This is a genomic window from Leptospira limi (genome assembly GCF_026151395.1).
In the GTDB taxonomy this organism is placed as follows: Bacteria; Spirochaetota; Leptospiria; order Leptospirales; family Leptospiraceae; genus Leptospira_A; species Leptospira_A limi.
Genome location: NZ_JAMQPV010000002.1, coordinates 279,283 through 300,933, shown reverse-complemented (window position 1 = coordinate 300,933; position 21,651 = coordinate 279,283). Strand labels below are relative to the sequence as shown.

19 protein-coding genes are annotated in these 21,651 nt (G+C 36.3%); 15 read left to right on the top strand and 4 right to left on the bottom strand.

Annotated elements, in window-relative coordinates:
• Positions 1–234 precede the first annotated feature (234 nt).
• From ND812_RS14940 to ND812_RS14900, 9 genes are read left to right on the top strand one after another with little or no spacing between them, the layout of a single operon-like run.
• Positions 235–1,086, top strand: a complete 852-nt coding sequence (locus ND812_RS14940; protein WP_265376173.1) for an EboA domain-containing protein — start codon at positions 235–237, stop codon at positions 1,084–1,086.
• Between the two features lie 6 nt (positions 1,087–1,092).
• Positions 1,093–2,121, top strand: coding sequence for a TatD family hydrolase (locus tag ND812_RS14935; protein ID WP_265376172.1), 1,029 nt, complete (start codon positions 1,093–1,095; stop codon positions 2,119–2,121).
• Entirely contained in the window at positions 2,122–2,985 is an 864-nt protein-coding gene (eboC, locus tag ND812_RS14930; protein WP_265376171.1) for a UbiA-like protein EboC, read from the top strand.
• An 8-nt stretch (positions 2,986–2,993) separates the two neighbouring features.
• Complete coding sequence (locus ND812_RS14925; RefSeq protein WP_265376170.1) at positions 2,994–4,154, top strand: 3-dehydroquinate synthase; 1,161 nt, start codon at positions 2,994–2,996, stop codon at positions 4,152–4,154.
• On the top strand, positions 4,151–5,368 hold the full coding sequence (gene eboE / locus ND812_RS14920; RefSeq protein ID WP_265376169.1) for a metabolite traffic protein EboE: 1,218 nt from the start codon (positions 4,151–4,153) through the stop codon (positions 5,366–5,368). The genes ND812_RS14925 and eboE overlap by 4 nt, the downstream gene beginning before the upstream one ends.
• Positions 5,365–6,759, top strand: coding sequence for an alkaline phosphatase family protein (locus ND812_RS14915; protein ID WP_265376168.1), 1,395 nt, complete (start codon positions 5,365–5,367; stop codon positions 6,757–6,759). Before eboE ends, ND812_RS14915 begins: the two co-directional genes overlap by 4 nt.
• Before the next feature lie 41 nt (positions 6,760–6,800).
• Complete coding sequence (locus tag ND812_RS14910) at positions 6,801–8,009, top strand: Crp/Fnr family transcriptional regulator (protein WP_265376167.1); 1,209 nt, start codon at positions 6,801–6,803, stop codon at positions 8,007–8,009.
• A gap of 49 nt (positions 8,010–8,058) precedes the next feature.
• Positions 8,059–8,439 (top strand): DoxX family protein, encoded by a 381-nt coding sequence (locus tag ND812_RS14905; protein WP_210409702.1) that lies wholly within the window; start codon positions 8,059–8,061, stop codon positions 8,437–8,439.
• 25 nt (positions 8,440–8,464) lie between these two features.
• Positions 8,465–8,779 carry an ArsR family transcriptional regulator gene (locus tag ND812_RS14900; RefSeq protein ID WP_108958888.1) on the top strand — a complete coding sequence of 105 codons (315 nt, stop codon included), beginning with the start codon at positions 8,465–8,467 and terminating at the stop codon, positions 8,777–8,779.
• A gap of 12 nt (positions 8,780–8,791) precedes the next feature.
• Here ND812_RS14900 and ND812_RS14895 read toward each other — a convergent pair whose 3' ends face one another.
• Positions 8,792–9,238, bottom strand: coding sequence for a ketopantoate reductase family protein (locus tag ND812_RS14895; RefSeq protein ID WP_265376224.1), 447 nt, complete (start codon positions 9,236–9,238; stop codon positions 8,792–8,794).
• Positions 9,239–9,283: 45 nt separating this feature from the next.
• Positions 9,284–9,775, bottom strand: coding sequence for a ketopantoate reductase family protein (locus tag ND812_RS14890; protein WP_265376166.1), 492 nt, complete (start codon positions 9,773–9,775; stop codon positions 9,284–9,286).
• Between the two features lie 103 nt (positions 9,776–9,878).
• On the opposite strand from ND812_RS14890, the gene ND812_RS14885 reads away from it, so the two are divergent.
• Entirely contained in the window at positions 9,879–10,250 is a 372-nt protein-coding gene (locus tag ND812_RS14885) for an LIC11742 family lipoprotein (protein WP_265376165.1), read from the top strand.
• Positions 10,251–10,274: 24 nt separating this feature from the next.
• On the opposite strand, the gene perRA is transcribed toward ND812_RS14885, so the two are convergent.
• Complete coding sequence (gene perRA / locus ND812_RS14880; protein WP_265376223.1) at positions 10,275–10,703, bottom strand: peroxide-responsive transcriptional repressor PerRA; 429 nt, start codon at positions 10,701–10,703, stop codon at positions 10,275–10,277.
• Between the two features lie 352 nt (positions 10,704–11,055).
• On the opposite strand from perRA, the gene ND812_RS14875 reads away from it, so the two are divergent.
• Genes ND812_RS14875 through ND812_RS14860 form a run of 4 tightly spaced genes read left to right on the top strand, consistent with a single transcriptional unit; the run spans position 11,056 to position 17,737 of the window.
• Positions 11,056–12,939, top strand: a complete 1,884-nt coding sequence (locus ND812_RS14875) for a PP2C family protein-serine/threonine phosphatase (RefSeq protein ID WP_265376222.1) — start codon at positions 11,056–11,058, stop codon at positions 12,937–12,939.
• The gene (locus ND812_RS14870; RefSeq protein ID WP_265376164.1) at positions 12,936–14,240 is read left to right on the top strand and encodes a sensor histidine kinase; all 1,305 of its coding nucleotides are present in this window, start codon (positions 12,936–12,938) and stop codon (positions 14,238–14,240) included. The genes ND812_RS14875 and ND812_RS14870 overlap by 4 nt, the downstream gene beginning before the upstream one ends.
• 42 nt (positions 14,241–14,282) lie before the next feature.
• Positions 14,283–16,544, top strand: a complete 2,262-nt coding sequence (locus ND812_RS14865; protein WP_265376163.1) for an NAD(P)-binding domain-containing protein — start codon at positions 14,283–14,285, stop codon at positions 16,542–16,544.
• 5 nt (positions 16,545–16,549) lie between these two features.
• Positions 16,550–17,737: a glycerate kinase type-2 family protein gene (locus ND812_RS14860; protein WP_265376162.1), complete on the top strand. Its 1,188-nt coding sequence runs from the start codon at positions 16,550–16,552 to the stop codon at positions 17,735–17,737.
• Here the strand turns inward: ND812_RS14860 and ND812_RS14855 are convergent.
• Positions 17,714–19,063: a C69 family dipeptidase gene (locus ND812_RS14855; protein WP_265376161.1), complete on the bottom strand. Its 1,350-nt coding sequence runs from the start codon at positions 19,061–19,063 to the stop codon at positions 17,714–17,716. The genes ND812_RS14860 and ND812_RS14855 overlap by 24 nt on opposite strands.
• Before the next feature lie 52 nt (positions 19,064–19,115).
• Here ND812_RS14855 and ND812_RS14850 point away from each other — a divergent pair, with 52 nt between their 5' ends.
• Positions 19,116–21,629, top strand: a complete 2,514-nt coding sequence (locus tag ND812_RS14850) for a cation-translocating P-type ATPase (RefSeq protein WP_265376160.1) — start codon at positions 19,116–19,118, stop codon at positions 21,627–21,629.
• Positions 21,630–21,651: the final 22 nt, after the last annotated feature.

The window sequence follows — 21,651 nt, the reverse complement described above, 5'->3', positions numbered from 1 at the left end:
TGAACATGAGACCTAACCTGTTTCCTATCCATAAATTTCCGAATGCGTAGGACACCTAATTTAAAGGATGGTTTTTGTACAGTTTATTGAAGATTTTGAATACTATTTTTTTTGTTTTGCTAAGAGACATACTAATGATTGAAAATTAAGCAGAAGGAGGAAAGCATCGTAAAACCACTAATATTTGGTTTACTCCACTTTTGTTCCCAAAAATCATTCTCTTAGTTGTTTTTTATGCCAACTTCTTATTCTTCCTATTTTTATCCTTTGCTGAAAAAACATACAACCGAATCAGAAATGAAGTGGTTGGACTCGATTCCGAAAGATAATCCGAATGCACTGATGACTGCCTTTGTCAAAGCACCAAGGTTTCTTTCAAAAACCATTATCCAAGAAGAGTTAGAATATCAAAATTTGATTCCAAATCTCCCTGGATTTCAAGTGAATCACTGGAATTTCGTTCGTTTAAGTCGTGTTTGGTTCTTGAGTCTTCTAGTAACACTTCCAAAAGACGAATTGATCGAAAAAATTGAGACCTTATTTGATACTGCGGAATTAAATGAATTGGTTGCCTTGTTTTCCTCATTACCGATTCTCCCATATCCACAAGTTTGGTTACCGAGAGCAACGGATGCAGTTCGATCGAATATGGGATTTGTTTTTGATGCAATTGCTTTACATAACCCATTTCCTTACCATGAATTTCCAGAGTTAGCTTGGAACCAATTGGTTTTAAAAACAATCTTCAATGAAAAACCAATCCAAATGATTTATGGATTGTTAGAAAGAAATAACCAAAACCTATCAATCGGTTTAGTCAGTTTTGTAAAAGAAAGGTGGTCAGCAGGTAGAGATGTCCCTCCCGATGTTTGGCAATTACTGGTTCCTTATCTTTCAGAAGGAGAACTCTACCTAGTCGAAACTTTATTCAAATCACAAAGAAAGGAAGATGTGATTGCAGCTAGTCTAATTTGTTCACAATCAGAATTGAACTCATACCAATTATTAGGAACAAAACATCCAAAATTCCCAGAAGAAATCAAAAATGGGAAATGGGATTGGTCTAAATTAGGAAACAATCATTAATTTTTTATGTGTGAAAAACAATCAGATTTAACAACAAATCCTTCCCATTTTGAGAATCAAAACAAAACAAATGATACACCAACGCACATGGATTTACAATGGGATGAATACAAAGATAAAATCAAAGGATTCAAATTTTTTGACCCTCATATCCATATGGTCTCTCGGACAACTGATGATTACCAAAATATGGCTCAAGCAGGGATCGTTGCTGTCATTGAGCCAGCTTTTTGGGTAGGACAACCTCGCACAGGTCTCTCAAGTTTTAAAGACTATTACAGTAGTTTAGTTGGTTGGGAACGGTTTCGTTCTTCTCAATTTGGAATCAAACATTATTGTACCATTGGTCTTAATTCGAGAGAAGCAAATAACGAACGATTGGCGGAAGAAGTCATGGAGATTTTACCTCTTTATATATATAAAGAAGGAGTGGTTGGGGTTGGTGAAATCGGATTTGATGACCAAACGGAATTAGAAGAAAAATACTATCGTTTACAGTTGGAATTAGCAAAAGAAGCCAAATTACCAGTACAAATCCATACCCCTCATCGAGATAAAAAAAGAGGTACTGAAAGGAGTATGTCGATCGCCATAGAACATGGATTAGATCCTTCTTGGGTCATTGTGGATCATAATAATGAAGAAACCGTTAAGTCGGTGTTAGACCAAGGATTTTATGCTGCCTTCACAATCTATCCATTTACAAAAATGGGAAACAAAAGAATGGTATCCATTGTAGAACAATATGGTGCTGAAAGAATTATGATCAATTCAAGTGCTGATTGGGGCATATCGGATCCACTTGCCATTCCGAAAACTGCTGCACTTATGGTAAGCCGTGGGATACCACATGATGTCATTCGTAAGGTGACGTATGAAAATGCAATTGAGGCATTTGCCAAAAGTGGCCAAATCCAAGTATCCGATTTTGAATTGAATACCCCTTCGGATCCAAATGAAAAATTCCATGGTAATTCTGTTTTGCGAGGTGGGCAACTTCCTAAATGGAATCAAAACTCTCTCTACATCGATTAAATGAATTTTAAAAGTTATCTCATTTTATTAAGACCAGCAAATCTTATCACAGCCATTGCTGATATTTTAGCGGGTATGGCGATTGTTTCTTTTCCTTGGGTGAAAGAAGGTAGTTTTTTAATACTCGCGAGTATCTTTTTGTATGGTGGTGGTGTTGTCCTCAATGATTATTTTGATCGAAATATCGATTCTATCGAAAGACCAGAAAGACCCATCCCATCGGGAAAAGTACCTGCCAAACATGCATTGTCTATGGGAATTTTCTTGTTTGGTATGGGACTTCTTTTCTCTTTCCTTTATAGTGAAATCAGTTTTATCATAGCAATTTGTATAGTTGTATTTGTCATCATCTACAACCGATTTGCAAAACACCATTTGGTATTGGGTCCCTTCGTGATGGGATTATGCAGAGGGCTTAATTTGGTATTAGGTATGACAATCCTAAAATCAATTCCATTATCGCTTGTTAGTTTATCTGTATTGCCTATATTTTATATAGCAGCAATTACATCCATTAGCCAAAATGAAGTTTTTGGTGGTGGTAAAATTCGGTTTTTTATAGCAGGGATTTTGTATCTAGGTGTATTTTGTTCACAGTTGATGTATTCCTTTTATAATCACTACATCGGTTATACGTTGCCTTTTATCACATTACATTCTTTGATTTTATTCCCAACACTTTGGCGTGCCATTCAAAATCCCATACCAACTTTGATAGGGAAGTCAGTGAAAACGGGAGTATTAACATTAATTCTTTTGAACGCCAGTTTTGCTGCCGCTTCTGGGGTGCTACCAATTGCAATTCTCATTCTTTTTTTGTTACCTTTATCCTTTTTAATCGCAAAGTATTTTGCAGTCACATAACAGATAAAATGTCAAATCGATTTAATAGTATCCAATCTGAGTTTCAAATATCATATCGATATGAAGTGTTTTTCACAAAACATTTGTTTGCTGTCAATAATTTGGTATTATGTGACTTCTTTAATTTAAAGGAACAAGAAGGAACCAAAAAGAAAGTTTTGGTTGTTGTAGATGATGGAATTCTGTTGCATCAGAAAAACATTCGGGAGGCCATACAAACCTATTTTGAAACTAATGTAACATCTGTTCAATTAGTAAAAAATATTTTGACCATCCCTGGAGGTGAAAATGCAAAAAACCAAAATGAATTTTGGGAATTGGTTTCCTCTGCCATCAGTGAGTATGGGATTGATAGGCACTCCTATGTGATGGCTATTGGTGGTGGTGCCTTCCTTGATATGGTAGGATTTGCAACAGCGGTATCCCATCGAGGCATTCGTTTGATAAGGATTCCAACAACTGTCCTTTCCCAAAATGATTCGGGAGTAGGAGTCAAAAATAGCATCAATTACCTTGGGAAAAAAAACTTCTTAGGTACGTTTGCACCACCCGTTGCCGTTTTTAATGACTCTTCGTTTCTTGTTTCCTTGGATGAGAGAGATTGGCGTTCTGGGATAGCGGAAGCTGTAAAGGTATCGTTGATTAAAGAGGAAACTTTTTTTCGTTGGATTGAATCGAATGTTCAATCACTCGTGAACCGAGACATCGGTGTGATGGAACAGTTAGTCTTTGACTGTGCAAGACTGCATATAGAACATATTCGGAGTGGAGATCCTTTCGAATTTGGTTCCTCAAGGCCTTTGGATTTTGGGCATTGGTTTGCACATAAATTAGAATACCTTTCCAATTTTTCCATTCGTCATGGTGAAGCAGTGGCGGTGGGAATTGCACTCGATTCGATCTATTCTTTTTTGTGTGGTGATTTAGAAGAAAAAGAATATTTGCGTATCTTACGTTTGTTATTGGGACTCGGGTTTACATTGAATTTTCCAATTCTATTAGAGAAAGGAAAAGAAAATTTAGAAATAGCCTTGGAAGAGTTTAGAGAACATCTAGGTGGTAAACTCACATTGCTAATGTTAGATGGAATCGGAAAACCGAAAGAAGTGTATACCATGGATCATTCTATTTTAATGTCTGCTTTTGATATTATGGTTAATTTCCGATGAAAACAAAATTTGGACACTTAACCTATTGTTCCAATATCCATATCGGAGAATCTTGGGAAGACCATTTTCAGGAATTAAAAATCTATCTTCCTAAGATCAAATCACAAATTTCACCGAATGAACCTTTTGGAATAGGCCTTCGTTTATCCAATGAAGCTTCGCTAAGCCTTTCCCAAGAAGAAAATCTATTCGAATGGAAAAATTGGCTCAAACAGGAATCGATGTATGTGATATCAATCAATGGATTCCCGTATGGAGGATTCCATTCTGATGTTGTGAAAGAGAAAGTTTATCATCCCGATTGGTCAACGCTAGAAAGGTATGATTATACAAAACGATTGTTTTTATTATTAAATGAAATGTTACCTCAAGGTGTAGAGGGAGGTGTTTCCACCCCTCCACTTTCGTATCTCTATTTTGAGTCCAATGAAACAGATTTTGAAAAAAGAAAAAATAAATGTAATCATTTCATCATCCAAACACTAGTCGACTTGATCCGAATTAAAAAAAAGGAATCACGAATCCTACACTTAGACATTGAACCAGAACCTGATGGTTTCCTCGGAACTTTTGCAAACTTGGTCCATTGGTACGAAAAAGAACTTTTGCCTATGGCAGTACCAATTTTAAGTAAAGAATTTGGATTTGATGAAAGAATTGCCATCCAAAATACCAAAGAACACATTCGACTATGTTTGGATGTGTGCCACCTAGCAGTCACACACGAGATGAACGATGGTTTGTTTTCAGAGTTAGAACGAACTGGAATCAAAGTAGGTAGGATCCAAGTGAGTTCCGCTTTAAAGGTGGAGTTTTCTGGATCGATCGAAGGAAAACTCAATTTTTTAAAACCCTTTGATGAAAAAAAATACTTACACCAAGTAGTGGCCGTAAAACAAAATGGAACGATGCTTTCATATCAAGATTTAGGGGAAGCGATCCTCAATGGTGCAGAGATGGGTGAAGAATGGAGAATCCATTTCCATGTTCCTATCTTTTTGGATTCGTATGGTGAGTTTTTGTCTACCCAAGAAGAATTGATTACAGTTTTGAAAATGCAGAAACAATCACCTTTTACAAATGTATTGGAAATTGAAACTTACACTTGGAATGTCCTTCCCAAACCCTTACAAATTTCTTTAGAAGCATCCATCATAAGAGAACTTGATTGGGTGCAAACAATGATGAGCGAGAAGATAAACGATCCCAAATGAAACAAACCAAAACAAAATTCCAAAAAACAGTAGTCATCAATATCGTGGGGCTTTCGAAAAGTGTAATTTCGGAACACACTCCCTTTTTAAAACAATATCTCAAATCTAAAAACCATACACTCATCGAACCAATGTTACCTGGCGTTACGACAAGCGTACAGAGTACATACCTAACTGGTAAATGGCCAAGTGAACATGGAATTGTGGGGAATGGATGGTATGACCGAATTGATTCAGAAGTGAAATTTTGGAAACAATCCAATCAACTGGTCTATGGAGAAAAACTTTGGGAAAAAGCTAAAAAAATAGACCCTAATTTTACGTGTTCCAAAATGTTTTGGTGGTACAATATGTACTCTTCGGCAGATTATTCTGTAACACCGAGGCCACAATACCATGCGGACGGAGTTAAGGCACCTGATTGTTATTCCCATCCGCCTGAATTGAGAGACGAACTACAAAAAAAATTCGGAGCATTCCCTCTATTTCATTTTTGGGGACCAAATGCAAATATTCGTTCTACAAAATGGATCAAAGATGCCACTTTGTATGTGGATGAAAAATATGATCCTACTTTGACACTTGTGTATTTACCCCATTTGGATTATGGGTTACAAAAGGTTGGTTCTAACGTATCCAAACTAAAGAAAGAACTATTTGAATTGGATCAGATTGTAAAAGAGTTAGTGGAAGCCTACCGAAAGAAAAATGCCAAAGTGATTTTACTTTCTGAGTATGGAATTAGTGATGTTCACACACCCATTCATATCAATCGTATTTTAAGAGAAAACAATCTCATACAAGTAAGAAAGGAACGTTGGTACGAACTTTTAGACCCAGGTGCATCCAACGCATTTGCAGTATCTGACCACCAAGTCTCACATATTTATTGTAAGGATGAAAAAACCTTACAACTTACAAAAGAAATCGCGAAACAAATACCAGGTGTTGCGTTAGTCCTTGATAAAAGAGAACAAAAAAAATACCACATTCAGCATGAAAGATCGGGAGATCTTGTATTAGTTGCAAAAGACGGCTTTTGGTTTACTTACTATTATTGGATGAACGACAAAGAAGCTCCAGATTACGCTCGCTTGGTGGACATACATCGAAAACCTGGGTATGATCCTGCAGAACTCTTTTTAAACCCAAGTCAAAAGTTTGTAAAATGGAAGGTGATTTGGACATTAATCAAGAAAAAACTTGGCTTTCGTTACTTAATGGATGTGATTCCATTAGATGCAGGTTTGGTAAGAGGTTCCCATGGTGGATTTCCAAAGAGTCCAGATTTTTACCCTATTTTTTCAGCAGAAATCCCTCTCCCTAAGAAAAATATTTCTGCTATAAAAGTGTACGATTTCATCTGGGAGCAGATGACTTCGGAGATTTAAATGTTTGACTCGTACCTTTATAAATCATTTTTTTTAATTCAGTGTCCGTAGAAGATATCAAAATTGTAACATACTCGAAAGGGGCAGCCATTGTTGTCCAAAATTCCGTCAATACTGGGAATTTTTTCATCGTTAAATCGGGCCGGGTTTCGGTAGATTCCGAACACATCGTTGTAGACCATGAACTTGCTTATTATGAAGCGGGGGATAGTTTTGGTTTGGTTTCTGCACTCACGGAACATAGGTTCCTTGTCACTTTATTTGCTGACACAGATGTAGAACTGGTGCAAATTCCAATCCGCCTACTTGGTTCTTACCTAAAAGAACGTAAAGAACTTGCGATGAAAATTTTAGGCCTTTATTCAAGGGAATTAAGAACCCTTCAAAAACATCTATCAAAAGCAAATAAGCCAGCGGATCGCGAATACCACCCTGAACGTTTGGTACAAAATGCACGGACCTATCTTTCCTGGCAAAAACCAAGTCTTGCAGCCTATTCTCTGCAAGCCTTTCTCAAATGGTCTAAAGAAAACAATTCGAATGAAAATGTACAGGAAGCGTCCGACTTATTTAAGTCAGTTGCAACTTCCTACAAACCATTTCCTTGGGACAATATGCAGTCCACGTTGGAAGCTGGCGAAGTTCTTTTTGTCGAAAGCGAAAAGAGTAACGAAATCTACGTTGTGTTAGAAGGGAATGTAAAACTATTTGGAATTGTCCGCGGATTTGAATACGTAATCGATGTCCTCGGGCCAGGTGAGATTTTTGGAGAAATGTCCCTCATTGACAATGCTCCGAGGATGGCATCTGCGATCACCGAAACCAAGAGCAAAATCTTAAGAGTGACTCCTGAGAATTTATTTGAGTCAGTAGGACCGTCGTTACTGCAAAAGATTTTTGAAAGTATTGCACGTCGTATTTGGTTTTCCCACCAAAGACTGGTCATATTACGTTTGAAAACACCAGTCACCAGACTTTATGCATATTTGTACAATTCCATCCGTGACCAGGATATTCGACTCGGGCGAAATTTAGATGTAAGTTTATCCACTCCCCATACGATTTATATCCAAATGGAAGAGTTATGTAATATGTGTGGGATCATCAAATTAAAACAGGAAAGTATCGATGAATTCAAGGCAGATACAAATCTTGTGATCGAACCCAACCGCATTACCATTAAAAGCAGAAAACGTTTGGAAGAAAAATTGGGCCACTTCAAATCAAAAGAGGGTCAAATTGTTGCCTAATCCTTCTAAAATTTGTATCAATTTTTCCAAACTGTGATTTAGTTCGGTGATGAAAAAGTTTTTCGTGTACTCCCTTGCATTGTTTTATATAGTCGCAGGCACAAACCATTTCTTTTCACCTGAATTTTACCTGGAAATGATGCCTGACTATCTACCTTTTCACGAATTACTCAATGTCACCAGTGGACTTTCTGAAATCACACTGGGTCTTCTTGTTTTATACGAAAGGATGAGAAAATTGGCATGTTATGGAATTATCCTGCTCTTACTTGCGATTTATCCTGCTAATATCAATATGTTGTTAGAAGCGTTAGACGGAAAGGACTTCGGAGTTCCAATTTGGGCATTATATGTTAGGTTACCGTTTCAATTTTTGTTTATTTATTGGGCATGGGCCGTTCGTGATTTCAAATTGTCCGAATCTACATAATCGAAAATTAAGGTTCTAAGATCGAATGACAAAAGACTTAAAACGGAAACCGAAAGAAAGTCCTAAAAAATTAGGACAATGGACGTTTTTATCAAATCACGCTCACGTACTCATTTGTTTGAGTAAAGACCCCGAAATGCGTTTGAAGGATGTAGCAGTGCTTGTTGGGATTACGGAAAGAGCTGTCCAAACCATTGTGAAAGACTTAGTGGATGCGTCTGTATTACAGAAAAGTAAGGATGGGCGCCGGAATCAATACATCATCCAAACGGATCAAAAACTAAGACACCCTGTCGAAGCCAATCATACAATCTCCGAACTTTTGAAATTAGGAAAGTAATTCTCAAATCTGTTACGAGGGGAATTCACTTTCTATCTTCAATACTTCATTCACTATCCTTTCATTCTCGGGAACTGGTAATCCAATTTTAATGGCTTCACTTACGACTTCGCCATTGATAAATTCAATTTCTGTTTTTCGTTTATGATCTAAGTCCTGGACCATTGACGTTCTGATTTTAAAATACTTTAAACCAAGCAAGATCAGAACCAAATGGCGAATCCAAAGTGGTAATGATCCTTTTCCTCCGCCAAGTTTTTGTATGGGAAATGAACCAGGAACCACTCCTTCTTTGATCTGCAACTTGGACATCAATTCTTTGATTTCAGTGAGAACCGTAATTGCTTGGTTCCGACCATTTCGGTTAAGAAATAATTGTCCCAAACTTAATTGTTTGGAAGCGGCAAGTCCATTGATGATGGAATTGATGGCAAGTTTATGCCACCTAAAGCCAGTAATGTGCTCGGTGAGTACAACATCGATCCAAGGTTTTAGGAGAGTTTCCTAGATCGAATTTGGTTTGGTTTGGTCCGAACCACCGAGTACTAAACTACCAGGATTGGACTGAAAGTAGACTCCATTTTCCAATACTTGTGTGTTCCATCCAACAACCCCTGAAATGATTTTGTTTTTAAGATTCGAAAAATGTTCTTCGGGTAAGCCGTTTTGGATTAAGATCCATTTCCCGTTAGGGTTTAAATGTTTTTTTGTGATATCAATATAATCGTTCAATACTAGGTTTTTACATCCTAAGATGATGTAGTCAAAGGTTTCAGTGTTGTCTCGAACCAATGTTAAATGGTCTTTTAAGTTTATATCGGTTGTAATACCATTTGGACCTTTAAATTGAATTGGTTTTTCTTTTAAGGAAAAAAGCCTGTTTTGGTCTTTGCAAAGGATTTTATAAGGAACTTTGTTTTGGTGAAAGGCATGTACTATGGTAACAGTAACAGAGCCAATTCCACAAATTGCAATCGAAGGATATCCATCGTTCATATTTAAAACGATTCTATGCTATCATAAAGAAAAATCTTCTCTTTTTTATTGACTCTTTTTTGAATTTCAGTAAAAAAAGAAATCCATCAAAAAGGGGTCTAAAATGAAAAAGATTCTGTTTCGCATTTTACCATTGTTGTTAGTTGGTTCCGTACTCGGGAATTGTGTCTACTCAGAGTTACGTACTCCGGGTCTTGCTGCCAACATGACTCAGTATGTAATGAATTCTGATGACTACCAAATCGTTGGTCCTGTTGAAACCCAAGGTGAATTTGTCACTTGGTTTTTAGTCGTTTTAACAGGAGAAACAGGTTACAGTGATTTATTAAAACAAGCGAGAGAAAAAGGTGGGGATGATATCATTAACTATCGATTTGAAATTAGACAAAAAAGTATTTTCCTGGTTGTTTGGAATCGAGTGATTTGGAATGCCTCCGCTCTTGCGATCAAATACCGAGATAAAGTTAAAAAATAAGTTTCTAAAATCCTTGGGGGAAATTTATTTCCCTCTTAAGGTAATGACAAGTTTTGGGTTTTGTAATTCTTTTCCCGTTTTCTGGAAATAACTTTCCTTTAATTCTTTTAGAACCTTTTCTTCCAAGGAATCATTGAGTTCGATGTCTACTATCTCTCCAGAAGTTTCATCCAGTGCATGGTGGTGGACACCCATATTGGAATCAAAATGAGTGACACCTGACTTCAACTCTAACGTTCCGAGCAAACCTTTTTCCGCGAATAATTTTAGGTTATTAAAAATGGTAGCTCGGGATGCATGGGGAAAGTGAGTATTCACCAAATGAAAAACTTCTTCGGCAAACAAATGTTGGTGTTTCTCAAGGAGTAGGTGTGCCATTTCCAATCGTTGGGAAGTGGGCCGAATTCCATGTGATTCCAAAAGTTCCTTTGTTTTTTGGTAACTTAGATCCATTGCCATTTCAATTTCCCTCCCTACCTAATTTTGTCAATAATTAGACTAAGTCTAAATGTAAAAGTCGACTCTTTTCTTGGGAATTTCTTCCTAACTTGTGGAATTTACTACAAAACCACTGTACCTTTCCGAGACCCATTCGGTTTGCAAAGGATTTGGAACTCTTTACAATTGATCATCTGTAACTAATGGTCAGCTAACATTAGTTAATTTTCAAATCAGGGATGATTGATTGTGATGGTTTTTTAGAGAGTGGGGATTCTATTTGTGAGTCTGCCATGCTAAAAAAAAAATCCTTGCACTTCTCAAGATTCACATTTCAATCCTCTCGGTGTTCCCACCATGTACCATGATGAAGTACCTTTTGTGTGTATCCTTGTTTAGTGTTTCCCTCTCAGCGGAAATGATTCCATTAGAATCAGGTTGGACTTTCCAATTAGAGGGAGAATCCAATCCTAAACAAATTCAGGTTGGAATCCCACTTGTCGAACAGGGATATAAAGTACCTCTGAAAGGGAAATACCATCTAACAATTCCCATCACAAAATTACCAGAATCTTCCTTATCAGTGTACCTAGATCGTGTCCATTCCGCAGACCAAACTTATTGGAATGGAAAACGAATTGGTACGACGGGTGGTATGTCACCTAATTATTATGCGTATTGGCATAAGGTTCGTTATTATGAAATTCCAAATTCGCTTGTATTGTTAGGTGATAATCACCTAGAAGTAGATATTGAATGCCGAGAAACTCAATTCCGATGTGGATTGTTCAGGTCAACTCCAATGTTTGGAACTCAAAATGAGATCAAAGACAAAATGATTTACGAAGATGTAAATCAAATCGTTATGGCGGCCTTGTTTTTTGGAATTTTTTTACAACAGGCAATTGGATATGCCTTAAATCGTTCATCTAAATCTGGATTGTATCTTGCTGGAACTGCTATTTTTTTTGTATGTTGGCGTTTACCTGCTTTAAACAAAATTCATTATCTAGGGATCAATCCAGAAATATTGGTAAGGTTACTTTTCTTTTGCCAATTTATATTTCCCGTATTTATCATGTTATTCGTTCATACATTATTTGAACGGAGGATAACAAAGATTGCCTTCCTAACCTTTTTATTCGATTCTATTTTGGCGTTGATCCAATTATTGGAACTCAATCCCGATGTTCGGTTTTATTTTGTGTATGTTTGGTATATTTTACTTGGAATTAAAGTACCAATATTAGTCCAACTTCTTGCCCGAAATTATAATAAAACACCGGAAGCGATTGTTGTCTCTTTAGGTGCATTACTTGCTACATTTTTTGGAATTGCTGATGTATTAACAGATTTCATCACAGGAAAAAATGCATACTTAACCCAATATGGAATATTAACATTTTTATTTTCTGGAGTTCTTGCCATTGCCTTACAAAGTTCGAGAACCAAAAGAGAGTTACGTAATTTAAATGAATCCTTGGAGATGATTGTAACTCTCAGAACACAAGAATTACAAAAACAATATAAACTTTTACATGATGATTTGGTCATGGCAGCAAGTCTACAATCCAAGTTAATCCCACCTATGGAATTTCAATACCAAACTCTAAATGTAGCCTCTATGTTTATGCCTATGGAAAAGATTGGTGGGGATTATTTTGATTACTACATTCACGAGGATGGTTCACTTACTTTTTTGTTATGCGATGTTTTGGGTCATGGGATTGCTGCCGCACTCATTGCAGGGATGTTGAAAGTGAATTTTCTGGAAATTGCACCGAAAATCAAAGATCCATCTCAATTTTTAACCGAATTAAATTTAAAAATGTTACCTGTTGTTGAGAAAAACTACATCACGGCAGTAGCAAGTCATTTTGATTTGAAAAACCAAGTGTTTCAGTATTCTGTTATGGGACATCCAAGTCCATTCCACCAAAATCGTAAGGAAAACACATTGGAGGCATTAGGTGGTCGTGGGCCAATCATGGGTTGGAAAAAGGATGTGTTTTTGGAAACATTTACACACCCACTACTACCTGGAGATCGATTCTTTTTTTATACGGATGGAATCACAGAAAGTCATAACCGAACAAAAGAAATGTTCGGAGAAACGCGACTTCGAACCCAACTATTAGAAGGAATTGTATTAAGTCCTAAGGAACTAAACGAAAAAATCAAATCGGAAATCAAAAAATTTACTTTTCGATTGTCAGATGATGTAACTTACTTTACGATCGATTTCCTATGAAATTGGTTTTCCACAAAATTGGGTTACGGTATTTGCTCAACTTGGGAGTCAAACACCAATTAGACCTTCAAACTTCGGTTAGGGTGCAGTTGGCCAATTTAATCGCCGTTTTAGGAATATTCTCTAATATCCAATATTCCATTTTGTTCGTAGTCGCTGGTGCACCCAATGTTTGGATTATGAACTGCATTCATCTTTCCGTGATCTGCATATTTTCTTATATTCTGTATTTGAATTTTAAGGAACGGTATTCACTTGCTAGGATTTTCTTAATTTTTACAATTTCGATTCCGTTGGTATTTGTTTCATTGATTAGTTTTGGAAATTCAGGTGGTTTTTATTATTATTTTTTGGTTTTTGCTTTAGCCCCATTTGTATTGTTCTCTTACGAAGATAAGTTCTGGATCCTTCTTGTTTTTTTGACCAATAATCTATTTTATATTTGGTTTGAATTTTTTGGAACTCCAGGAAAATTCCAAGAAGGCACATTATTATATGATCCCAAAATCCAAGAATTGTTTCGAGTCAATTCGGTTGTATCTTGTTTGTTCTTTGTTGCCCTCATCATGTTTTATTTCTTACGCAACACCAATCGTATCCAACAAGAGATGATACGAACCAACGAACATAAAGATCGAATTTTTTCGATATTAGCCCACGACTTAAAAGGTCCTATTGGAACAATGAATTCCTATTTAGGATTTTTAAACGAAACATTGCCGGACCGTGAAGAATTACTCGTAGCACTTAAAGAATTAAAAAAAAGTACAAACCAATCTTATTTGGTCTTAGAAAATTTACTAGATTGGGTAAGGAATGAATCCAAAAAAATTCCCACTCATTTAGAATTCATCAACTTATGTGCAGTGACTCAAAATGCAAAAGACATTTTGGAATTACAAGCAACGGATAAGGGAATCCAATGGAAGATCCAACTTTCAGATCCTTTAATGGTGTACTGTGATGAGAGAATGATTAGCACAGTCATTCGGAATTTATTTTCCAATGCGATTAAATTTTCCCATCCCAAAGGAACAGTTACCATCACCAGTGTGACTGGACCAAAATTTGTAGACTTGAGTATTGTCGACATGGGAATTGGAATGTCTATGGATCAAATTCGGCAGATAGGGGAAGGGAAACCATTTCCAACAGCATTTGGAACCCAAGGTGAAAAAGGAACTGGACTAGGCCTCTTAGTATGTACGGAAATGTTAAGGAACCAGGGTTGTACGATGAATGTGACAAGTTCAACAAATCATGGGACAAAAATCACGATTAGAATTCCTAACTCTCCTTAAATTAGTTTCTTTTTTTTCCAACCACATGTCCAATACAATGGTATGTGGCCTCAAGTTTATTTTAATTGGTTAAGAAACTCATCTCCCACTGGTGAAGTGGAAATTTACCCAGAATTATCTGACTCCTATGAAACAAATTTACCGAATGTATTTGTGATTGGAGATCTAACGGGTGTTCCACTTTTGAAAATGGCTACAGAAAGCGGTGTTCAAGTTTGGAATCACATCCCTAATTTTAAAAATGATCGTTATGACGTGGTGATCATTGGTTCAGGACCTTCCGGTGTGTCTTGTGCTTTAGAAGCAAAACGATTGGGTAAAAAGTATATCGTTTTAGAATCGAATTTACCCTTTCAAACCATTCAGAGTTATCCTAATGGAAAACCAATCTTTGCTGAACCAAATGATTATATTGGAAGTTCTGCAATCAAAATTGTTGATACAACAAAGGAAGGTCTTCTAAAAGATTTAAATCATTTTTTAAAACAAAATCCAATCCAAATCGAAACAAACCAAAGAGTTGTCCACATCCAAAAAGACCAGATTGGGTATACTTTAGTAACAGAATCTGGCTCGAAATACCAAACGAATTCTGTTGTGATTGCAATGGGAAAATCAGGTGATCCAAAAAAATTAGGAATCAAAGGAGAAATGGGATCGAATGTTCTATACCGTTTGATCGATCCGAAAGATACCAAGGACCAATCAGTGGTCATCGTAGGAGGGGGTGATACCGCATTAGAATCTGCCATTCTGTGTTCCGAATATGCAAAAGAGATTACACTCATACATAGAGGGAATGAATTTAATAAAGCAAAATCTGAAAATGTAAAAAAGGTCTTAACACTTTCATCTCAAGGGAAAATTAAAATCCTTTATAACGCAACACTAACAGAGATTAACCAAACGAATGTTTTTGTGATAGAAAAAGAATCCGCTCTCAAAATCAAATCGGATTTAGTATATATATTAATTGGTAATATGCCACCACTTCATTTTTTTCAGAAAATTGGTGTTAAGTTACAAAACCAAAAGAATTTTTTGGATTGGTTGGGATTTTCGAGCCTTCTGGGTTTTGCATTCACTGCTTATTTTGGAAAAGCCTCTTTTTATGGTCCTTTTTGGTTTTCCGCAGTGGCATCCACATTTGCCGTTTATTCTGCATTGAGTTTGATTTTATATGCTACTATTTCGCTATCCAAAAACAAACAAAAGTTTGATGGGTGGAAGATTTTTAAAGTTTCTTATTTCGTTTTTGCTTTTTTGTATTTTTTGTCAATTTATTTTTTGGCAACCTACCAACAGTTCCAATTATTTGGCAAATACCCTTCCTTCCATTACACCTTCTTATATTCACTCACAATTTTGATCTTTGGAATTAGAAGGATGGTGGTTCGGAAAACCCAGTACATCTTTTACCAAACATTGTCTTTAATTGGAATCCAGATTTTCTTTTTATTCCTATTGCCTGAATTGATATTACCAAAGTTAGGTGATCTTGGCTATTTAGGTGGCCCAGAAGGATTTATTAGAAGGGAAATATTTCCTTCTAATGCATATTGGAAGGCGTATGGATTCATTTTAGCATGGCCCCTCAGTATGGGTGTGTTGTATGACGGTGGGATCACTACCTTTTGGTTGGTTTATGGTTTGTCCTTTAGTTTTGTTTTGATTCCTTTAATGGTGTATCATTACGGAAAAGGTGTGTATTGTGGTTGGATTTGTTCTTGTGGTGGGCTTGCCGAAACTCTAGGGGATGAATACCGTCAAAAAATGCCACATTCCAAAACGGCGTATCGATGGGAACATACAGGTCAATACATTCTCTTCTTAAGCTTTTTACTTACAGTTCTAAAACTCTTTAGTGTGTATGGGAAGTCATTGTTACCTGTTCTATCATTAGGAGAAATGATTGCCGATTCTATCAAATTGTATTACGACATTTTTGTTGATATTGGTCTCGCTGGTGTTGTTGGTGTTGGATGTTATTTTTTATACTCGGGCCGAGTTTGGTGTAGGATGTTTTGTCCACTTGCATCACTTATGCATATATATGCGAGATTTAGTAAGTTTCGAATTTTTTCAGATAAAAAAAAATGTATATCATGTAATATCTGTACAAAAAATTGCCACCAAGGTATCGATGTGATGAGTTATGCGAGTCGTGGGATTCCCATGGACAGCGTACAGTGCGTAAGATGTTCTGCATGTGTTTCATTGTGTCCAACAGATGTTTTGAGTTTTGGTAAACTAAATGGAAATCAAATCAGCTTTGACTTACTGGATGCAAAAACTAGGAAATAAAACTCTTGGAATCGCTTCGAGATGATATACTTTATTTATTTCATCAAGGGATAAATGCAGCAAGTCCAAAGGAATTGTTCCAAGAATTTAGTAATGGAAACCTCGAATTGGTGGAGAAACTATCCGACCAATCAAAAAAACAATTTGTATTTTCCTTGGGTAAAGCTGCTTACTCCATGGCAAAATCATTCTCTGATTTTTTTCCGGTGAACAAAGGTTATGTCCTAACGAAGTACAATCATTTACCATTTGTTTATTCAGGAAATGGTAAGGACCTAATTTGGACATACCGAGAGGCTTCCCATCCTATTCCTGACGAGAATTCAATTCGGTATGCTCTCGAAGTTTTGGACCAATTAAAACAATTGGGTAAAAATGATCGACTTGTGGTTTTACTTTCTGGAGGAGGATCTAGTTTATTCGAAATTCCAGTTGATGGCCTGTCATTAGGAGAGCTTACGAACATTCAAAATCAATTGTTAAAGAGTGGGAAATCCATTCAGGAAATCAATTCAGAAAGAAAAAAGTATTCGAAAGTCAAAGGAGGAAAACTTTTAAAAGAACTAAACGAAGACTTGGAAGTGTATACCTTGGTCATTTCGGATGTTATTGGAGATGATCCAAATTCGATTTCTTCAGGACCAACTTATCCAAGTACAAATTATTTTATATTGGGTAATCTCACTCGTTCCATCCATCGAATTTTAGAAGAAGGAAAAAAATTAGGATACCAGACAAAATTGTTAAGTGATACTTGGTCAGGTTCTTCAGAAGAGACATCGTATCTCTTTGAAAAGGAATTTCTATTAGCATTAGATTCACCGATGAGTCAAATGATTGTGTTAGGTGGTGAAATGGTATGTCCTGTTTTGGGGGATGGGATCGGCGGTCGAAACCAAGAAACGTCACTTCGGGTTTCGATATTACTCAATGAACATCCTACAGAACGGGAATGGATGTTCTTATCTGGTGGAACGGATGGAACAGATGGTCCAACCGAGGTTGCAGGCGGGCTTGTTGGTAATGATTCCATTCATAAAATGGAAAATAAAGGTTGGAATCCAAAAAAAGAATTACTCAATTCCAATTCTTATCCAATCCTTAAGGACATAGATGCCTTAGTATCGACTGGACCCACTGGCACCAATGTAAATGATATATTGATCCTGTTAGTTGGAAGTACGAAATCCTAGTTTTCGATTTTGGCTATTCCAATAGAGTTGAAAAATCGGATTTTGCCATCGGCTCTTACCGATTTTTGCATCAAATAATTCATCATCTACTTTTTTCAGAATGTTAACATGGTCCTTCAAAAACCTCCATTGGATCTCCTCCTTTTTTTGCATGGAAAGTGGATCTTTTGTCATTGAATAAATGGAATCTTGTAGTCCAACAAGTGTTGGAACAAGAATGGATCTTACACCTTGGTAATCAAAATTAGATTTTCTTGCTATTGATTCATGTAACCACCATAATGTGTCTGCATAGTTTCCATTGGAATCTAAACTAGATGCATTGATGAAGTTTTTTGTACCAAAAAAGAATGGTTTGAATAAACTCAAACATGGAGTAGAAGTACCAGTGTAAAAAATTCGTAATGGGTCTTGGTTAGTTTCTGAAGTATCCCATTCAACAACCAAACTTCCATTTGTTTGGTTAGGTGTTGTTGGACCTGTTGCATGTAAACAGAGTGACTTCATGGATGAAAAACATGGTTCAAATTCATTCGTATCAATGAGATGTGTTTTCAAAGTTTCGATTGCCAATTTTGAATCGTAAGTAGAATGAATGTTTTGAAACTGTTCTGCAGTTTTTTGGTGTAACTTTCTCCTTTCATGGCAATGGCTCATATAAGTGTAAAAAGAATCACTAAAATAAGCTTTGAAGGAAAAATCTTCTTTGGATTTATATTTTAATTTTTCAATTAAATTTGTAGAACAATACTCGAAATCTCTTTCGATTGTTAGTCCATTGGAAATTGCATAGTACGAATCAATTTTTTTTGCTACCCAATATCGATCTGCAGTTTCTAAAACATAACCATCAGTTCTGTCTGCAATGATGAAACTATTGTGGTAGAAAAATGATTTGTTTTCATATCCACCACAAGCGTCCTGACCATATGTTTCTAAAAGTTCTGTAATCAAAAATAAGGCATCTTTTGCTGTTTTTGATCTTTCTAGAGCTAAACGAATCAAATCCATTCCCGTTAAGCCATTATTCTTTTTATGAATTTTGAGTTTTGTGAAGACAGCTTCATTTCCAATACAAACTCCAAATTCATTCACTCCCATTTCGGCGCCCCACATATGGAACGGTTTTGATAAAAAAACTTCATAAGTAACGGATGTTTGTGGTATTTCAATGAAGGTGGTTTTTAAGATCGAATTTTTTGGATACTCCTTTCGAGGCAGATGAAGAATCGATTGGGCTTCATTTGGTTCCCTATCCGAGTTTTTCGCAAAGATCCTTTTTTGCGTTTTTGTAAATTTTTCAGTCGCAAGAGATGTATCGCACATTCTAGAATGTTAATCTGAAATATTTAAAATTCAAACCAAAATTCGAATCAAAATGCAATCAATACCAAAACAAATCTCTGAATACATCACAATGGGTCTCTCCTTAGACATGGTAAAAAAGAACCGTTCAGTTTATGGGGCAAACGAAATTAGTTCCTCCAAAAGAATTGGTTTCCTTCGGATGTTGTTTGGAGTGGTGACAGAACCAATGATTCTGCTTCTCATTTCCATTAGTATTGTATATTTACTATTGGGAGACCGAGGTGAGGCCTTATTATTGTTAGGCTCAGTCATCGGAATTGTTTGTATTACATTTTATCAAGAGAAAAAAACCGAAACAGCAATTTCTGCCTTACGTTCTTTAGCGAGTCCACGAACGAACGTTATTCGAGAAGGAGAAATCATTCGAATTGAAGGGAAAGATGTTGTATATGGGGATTTGATCATTCTAAATGAAGGAGACCGAATCCCTGCAGATGCTGAATTGTTATCTGACAGATTGTTTTCATGTGATGAATCGTTACTAACGGGTGAATCGATCCCAGTGAATAAGGGAATGGGACAATCGGTATATTGTGGAGCTCTTGTTGTTTCAGGGGAAGGTGTTTGTAGGGTAAACGCAGTTGGTAATCATACTGAAATTGGTAAAATAGGAAGAAAGATAGCAGATGAAACCGTTGGAAAAACACTGCTGGAAATTGAGGTGGCAAGATTGGTTAGAAATCTATTTCTCGTTGCTGCTGGTTTATGCATTTTACTTGCTCTTTATTTTGGAATTGTGAAATCCCTTTGGTTACAAGGATTATTGTCTGGGTTAACACTTGCTATAGGGTTAATGCCGGAAGAGTTACCTTTAGTAATGACAATCTTTTTTGCTTTGGGTGCATATCGGTTGAGTACTAAAAATGTATTGGTAAGAAGATCATCAATCATTGAAACTCTGGGTGCTGCAACGGTTTTATGTTCTGATAAAACAGGCACTATTACAAAGAATAAAATGAAAGTTGGAAAAATTACAACAAAGGGTCTCGAAGAAAATTTAGAACATGTAAATGAAGTCTCTGATATTTCAAAAACCATAATACAAATTGCATATTTTGCTTCCAAACATCCGAGTTTTGATCCTATGGACATCGCAATTACCGATTGTATGAATGTTTTTCATCAAAAAGGTGATTTATCATTATTGTCTATAAAAGATTTTCCGTTAACACCTGAACAATTAACTATGATTCGAGTTTTAAAGGAAGAAAACGAATATTCATGTTATGCGAAAGGATCACCAGAGGCAGTGTTTGAGTTATGCCAATTGGATTCGGAAAATTTGAAATATTGGACAAACAAAACAAATGAGTTAGCGAAAGAAGGGTATCGAGTACTAGCTGTCGCAAAATCGAAAACACCTTTGAAAAATATTCCGGAAGAAAGAACCGGAGCTCAGTATGAAATGTATGGTTTACTTTCTTTTTTGGATCCAATTAGAGAGATTGTACCAATCGCTGTAAAAACTGCTTATGAGTCTGGAATCCGTGTGATAATGATCACAGGAGATTATCCAGAAACAGCAAAAAATATTGCTAAACAAATTGGTTTAAAGAATTCAGATTTAGTATATACGGGAAAAGATTTCACCAATTTAGAGGAGCAAGAATTTAAAAAAGTACTAAAAGAATGTAATGTTTTTTCCAGGGTTAGTCCAGAGGATAAATGGAAATTGGTTAGATTTCTGAAGTCTGAAGGTGAAATAGTCGCGATGACAGGAGATGGAGTTAATGATGCTCCCGCATTACGAACTGCTAACATTGGAGTAGCAATGGGAGAACGTGGAACGGATGTCGCAAGGGAAGCTGCCGATATAGTCTTGTTAGATGATTCTTTTTCCTCTATATTAGAATCTGTTCGTATTGGTCGGCAAATTTTTGATAATCTAAAAAAAGCTCTTGGGTATTTAATTGGAGTGCACATCCCAATCGTTGGAATCACATTTTTACCAATCTTATTGAACTGGCCTATTGTAGTACTTTCTGCTATTCATATTGTATTTATGGAAATGGTAATCGATCCAACATGTACGATCGTTTTTGAAAAAGAAGATGCGGAATTTGATTTGATGAAACGGAAACCAAGAGTATCTTCGGAACCTCTATTGGATAGAGAACTATTCGTTACATCCTTAATCCAAGGAGCCTTCTCCTTGTTGTCAGTTGTTTCTACTTATTGGCTTACTCATATGTTTTTAAATCATGAATCGAACAACCAAGTGGTAAGCACAGCCTCATTTGTTACTTTAGTATTTTCGAATCTGTTTTTGATATTGGCGAATCGTTCTTTACATGAATCGATGTGGAGTCGGATGCGAATTCGAAACTCAATGATCAATATTGTATTTATTGGAACCATCGCAGTTTTACTTCTGTCGATCTATTTGCCTGGAATGAACAGTTTGTTTCGATTTGTTCCACTCAATTTTCTACAATTTTCTTCAGCGATACTGGTTGCTTTTATTGGAGTTTTGTTCTATGATATAACAAAAGTATCCGTATCAAAATGGTTTCGAAACGTTTAAAAAGGTATCTCTAATTCTACTT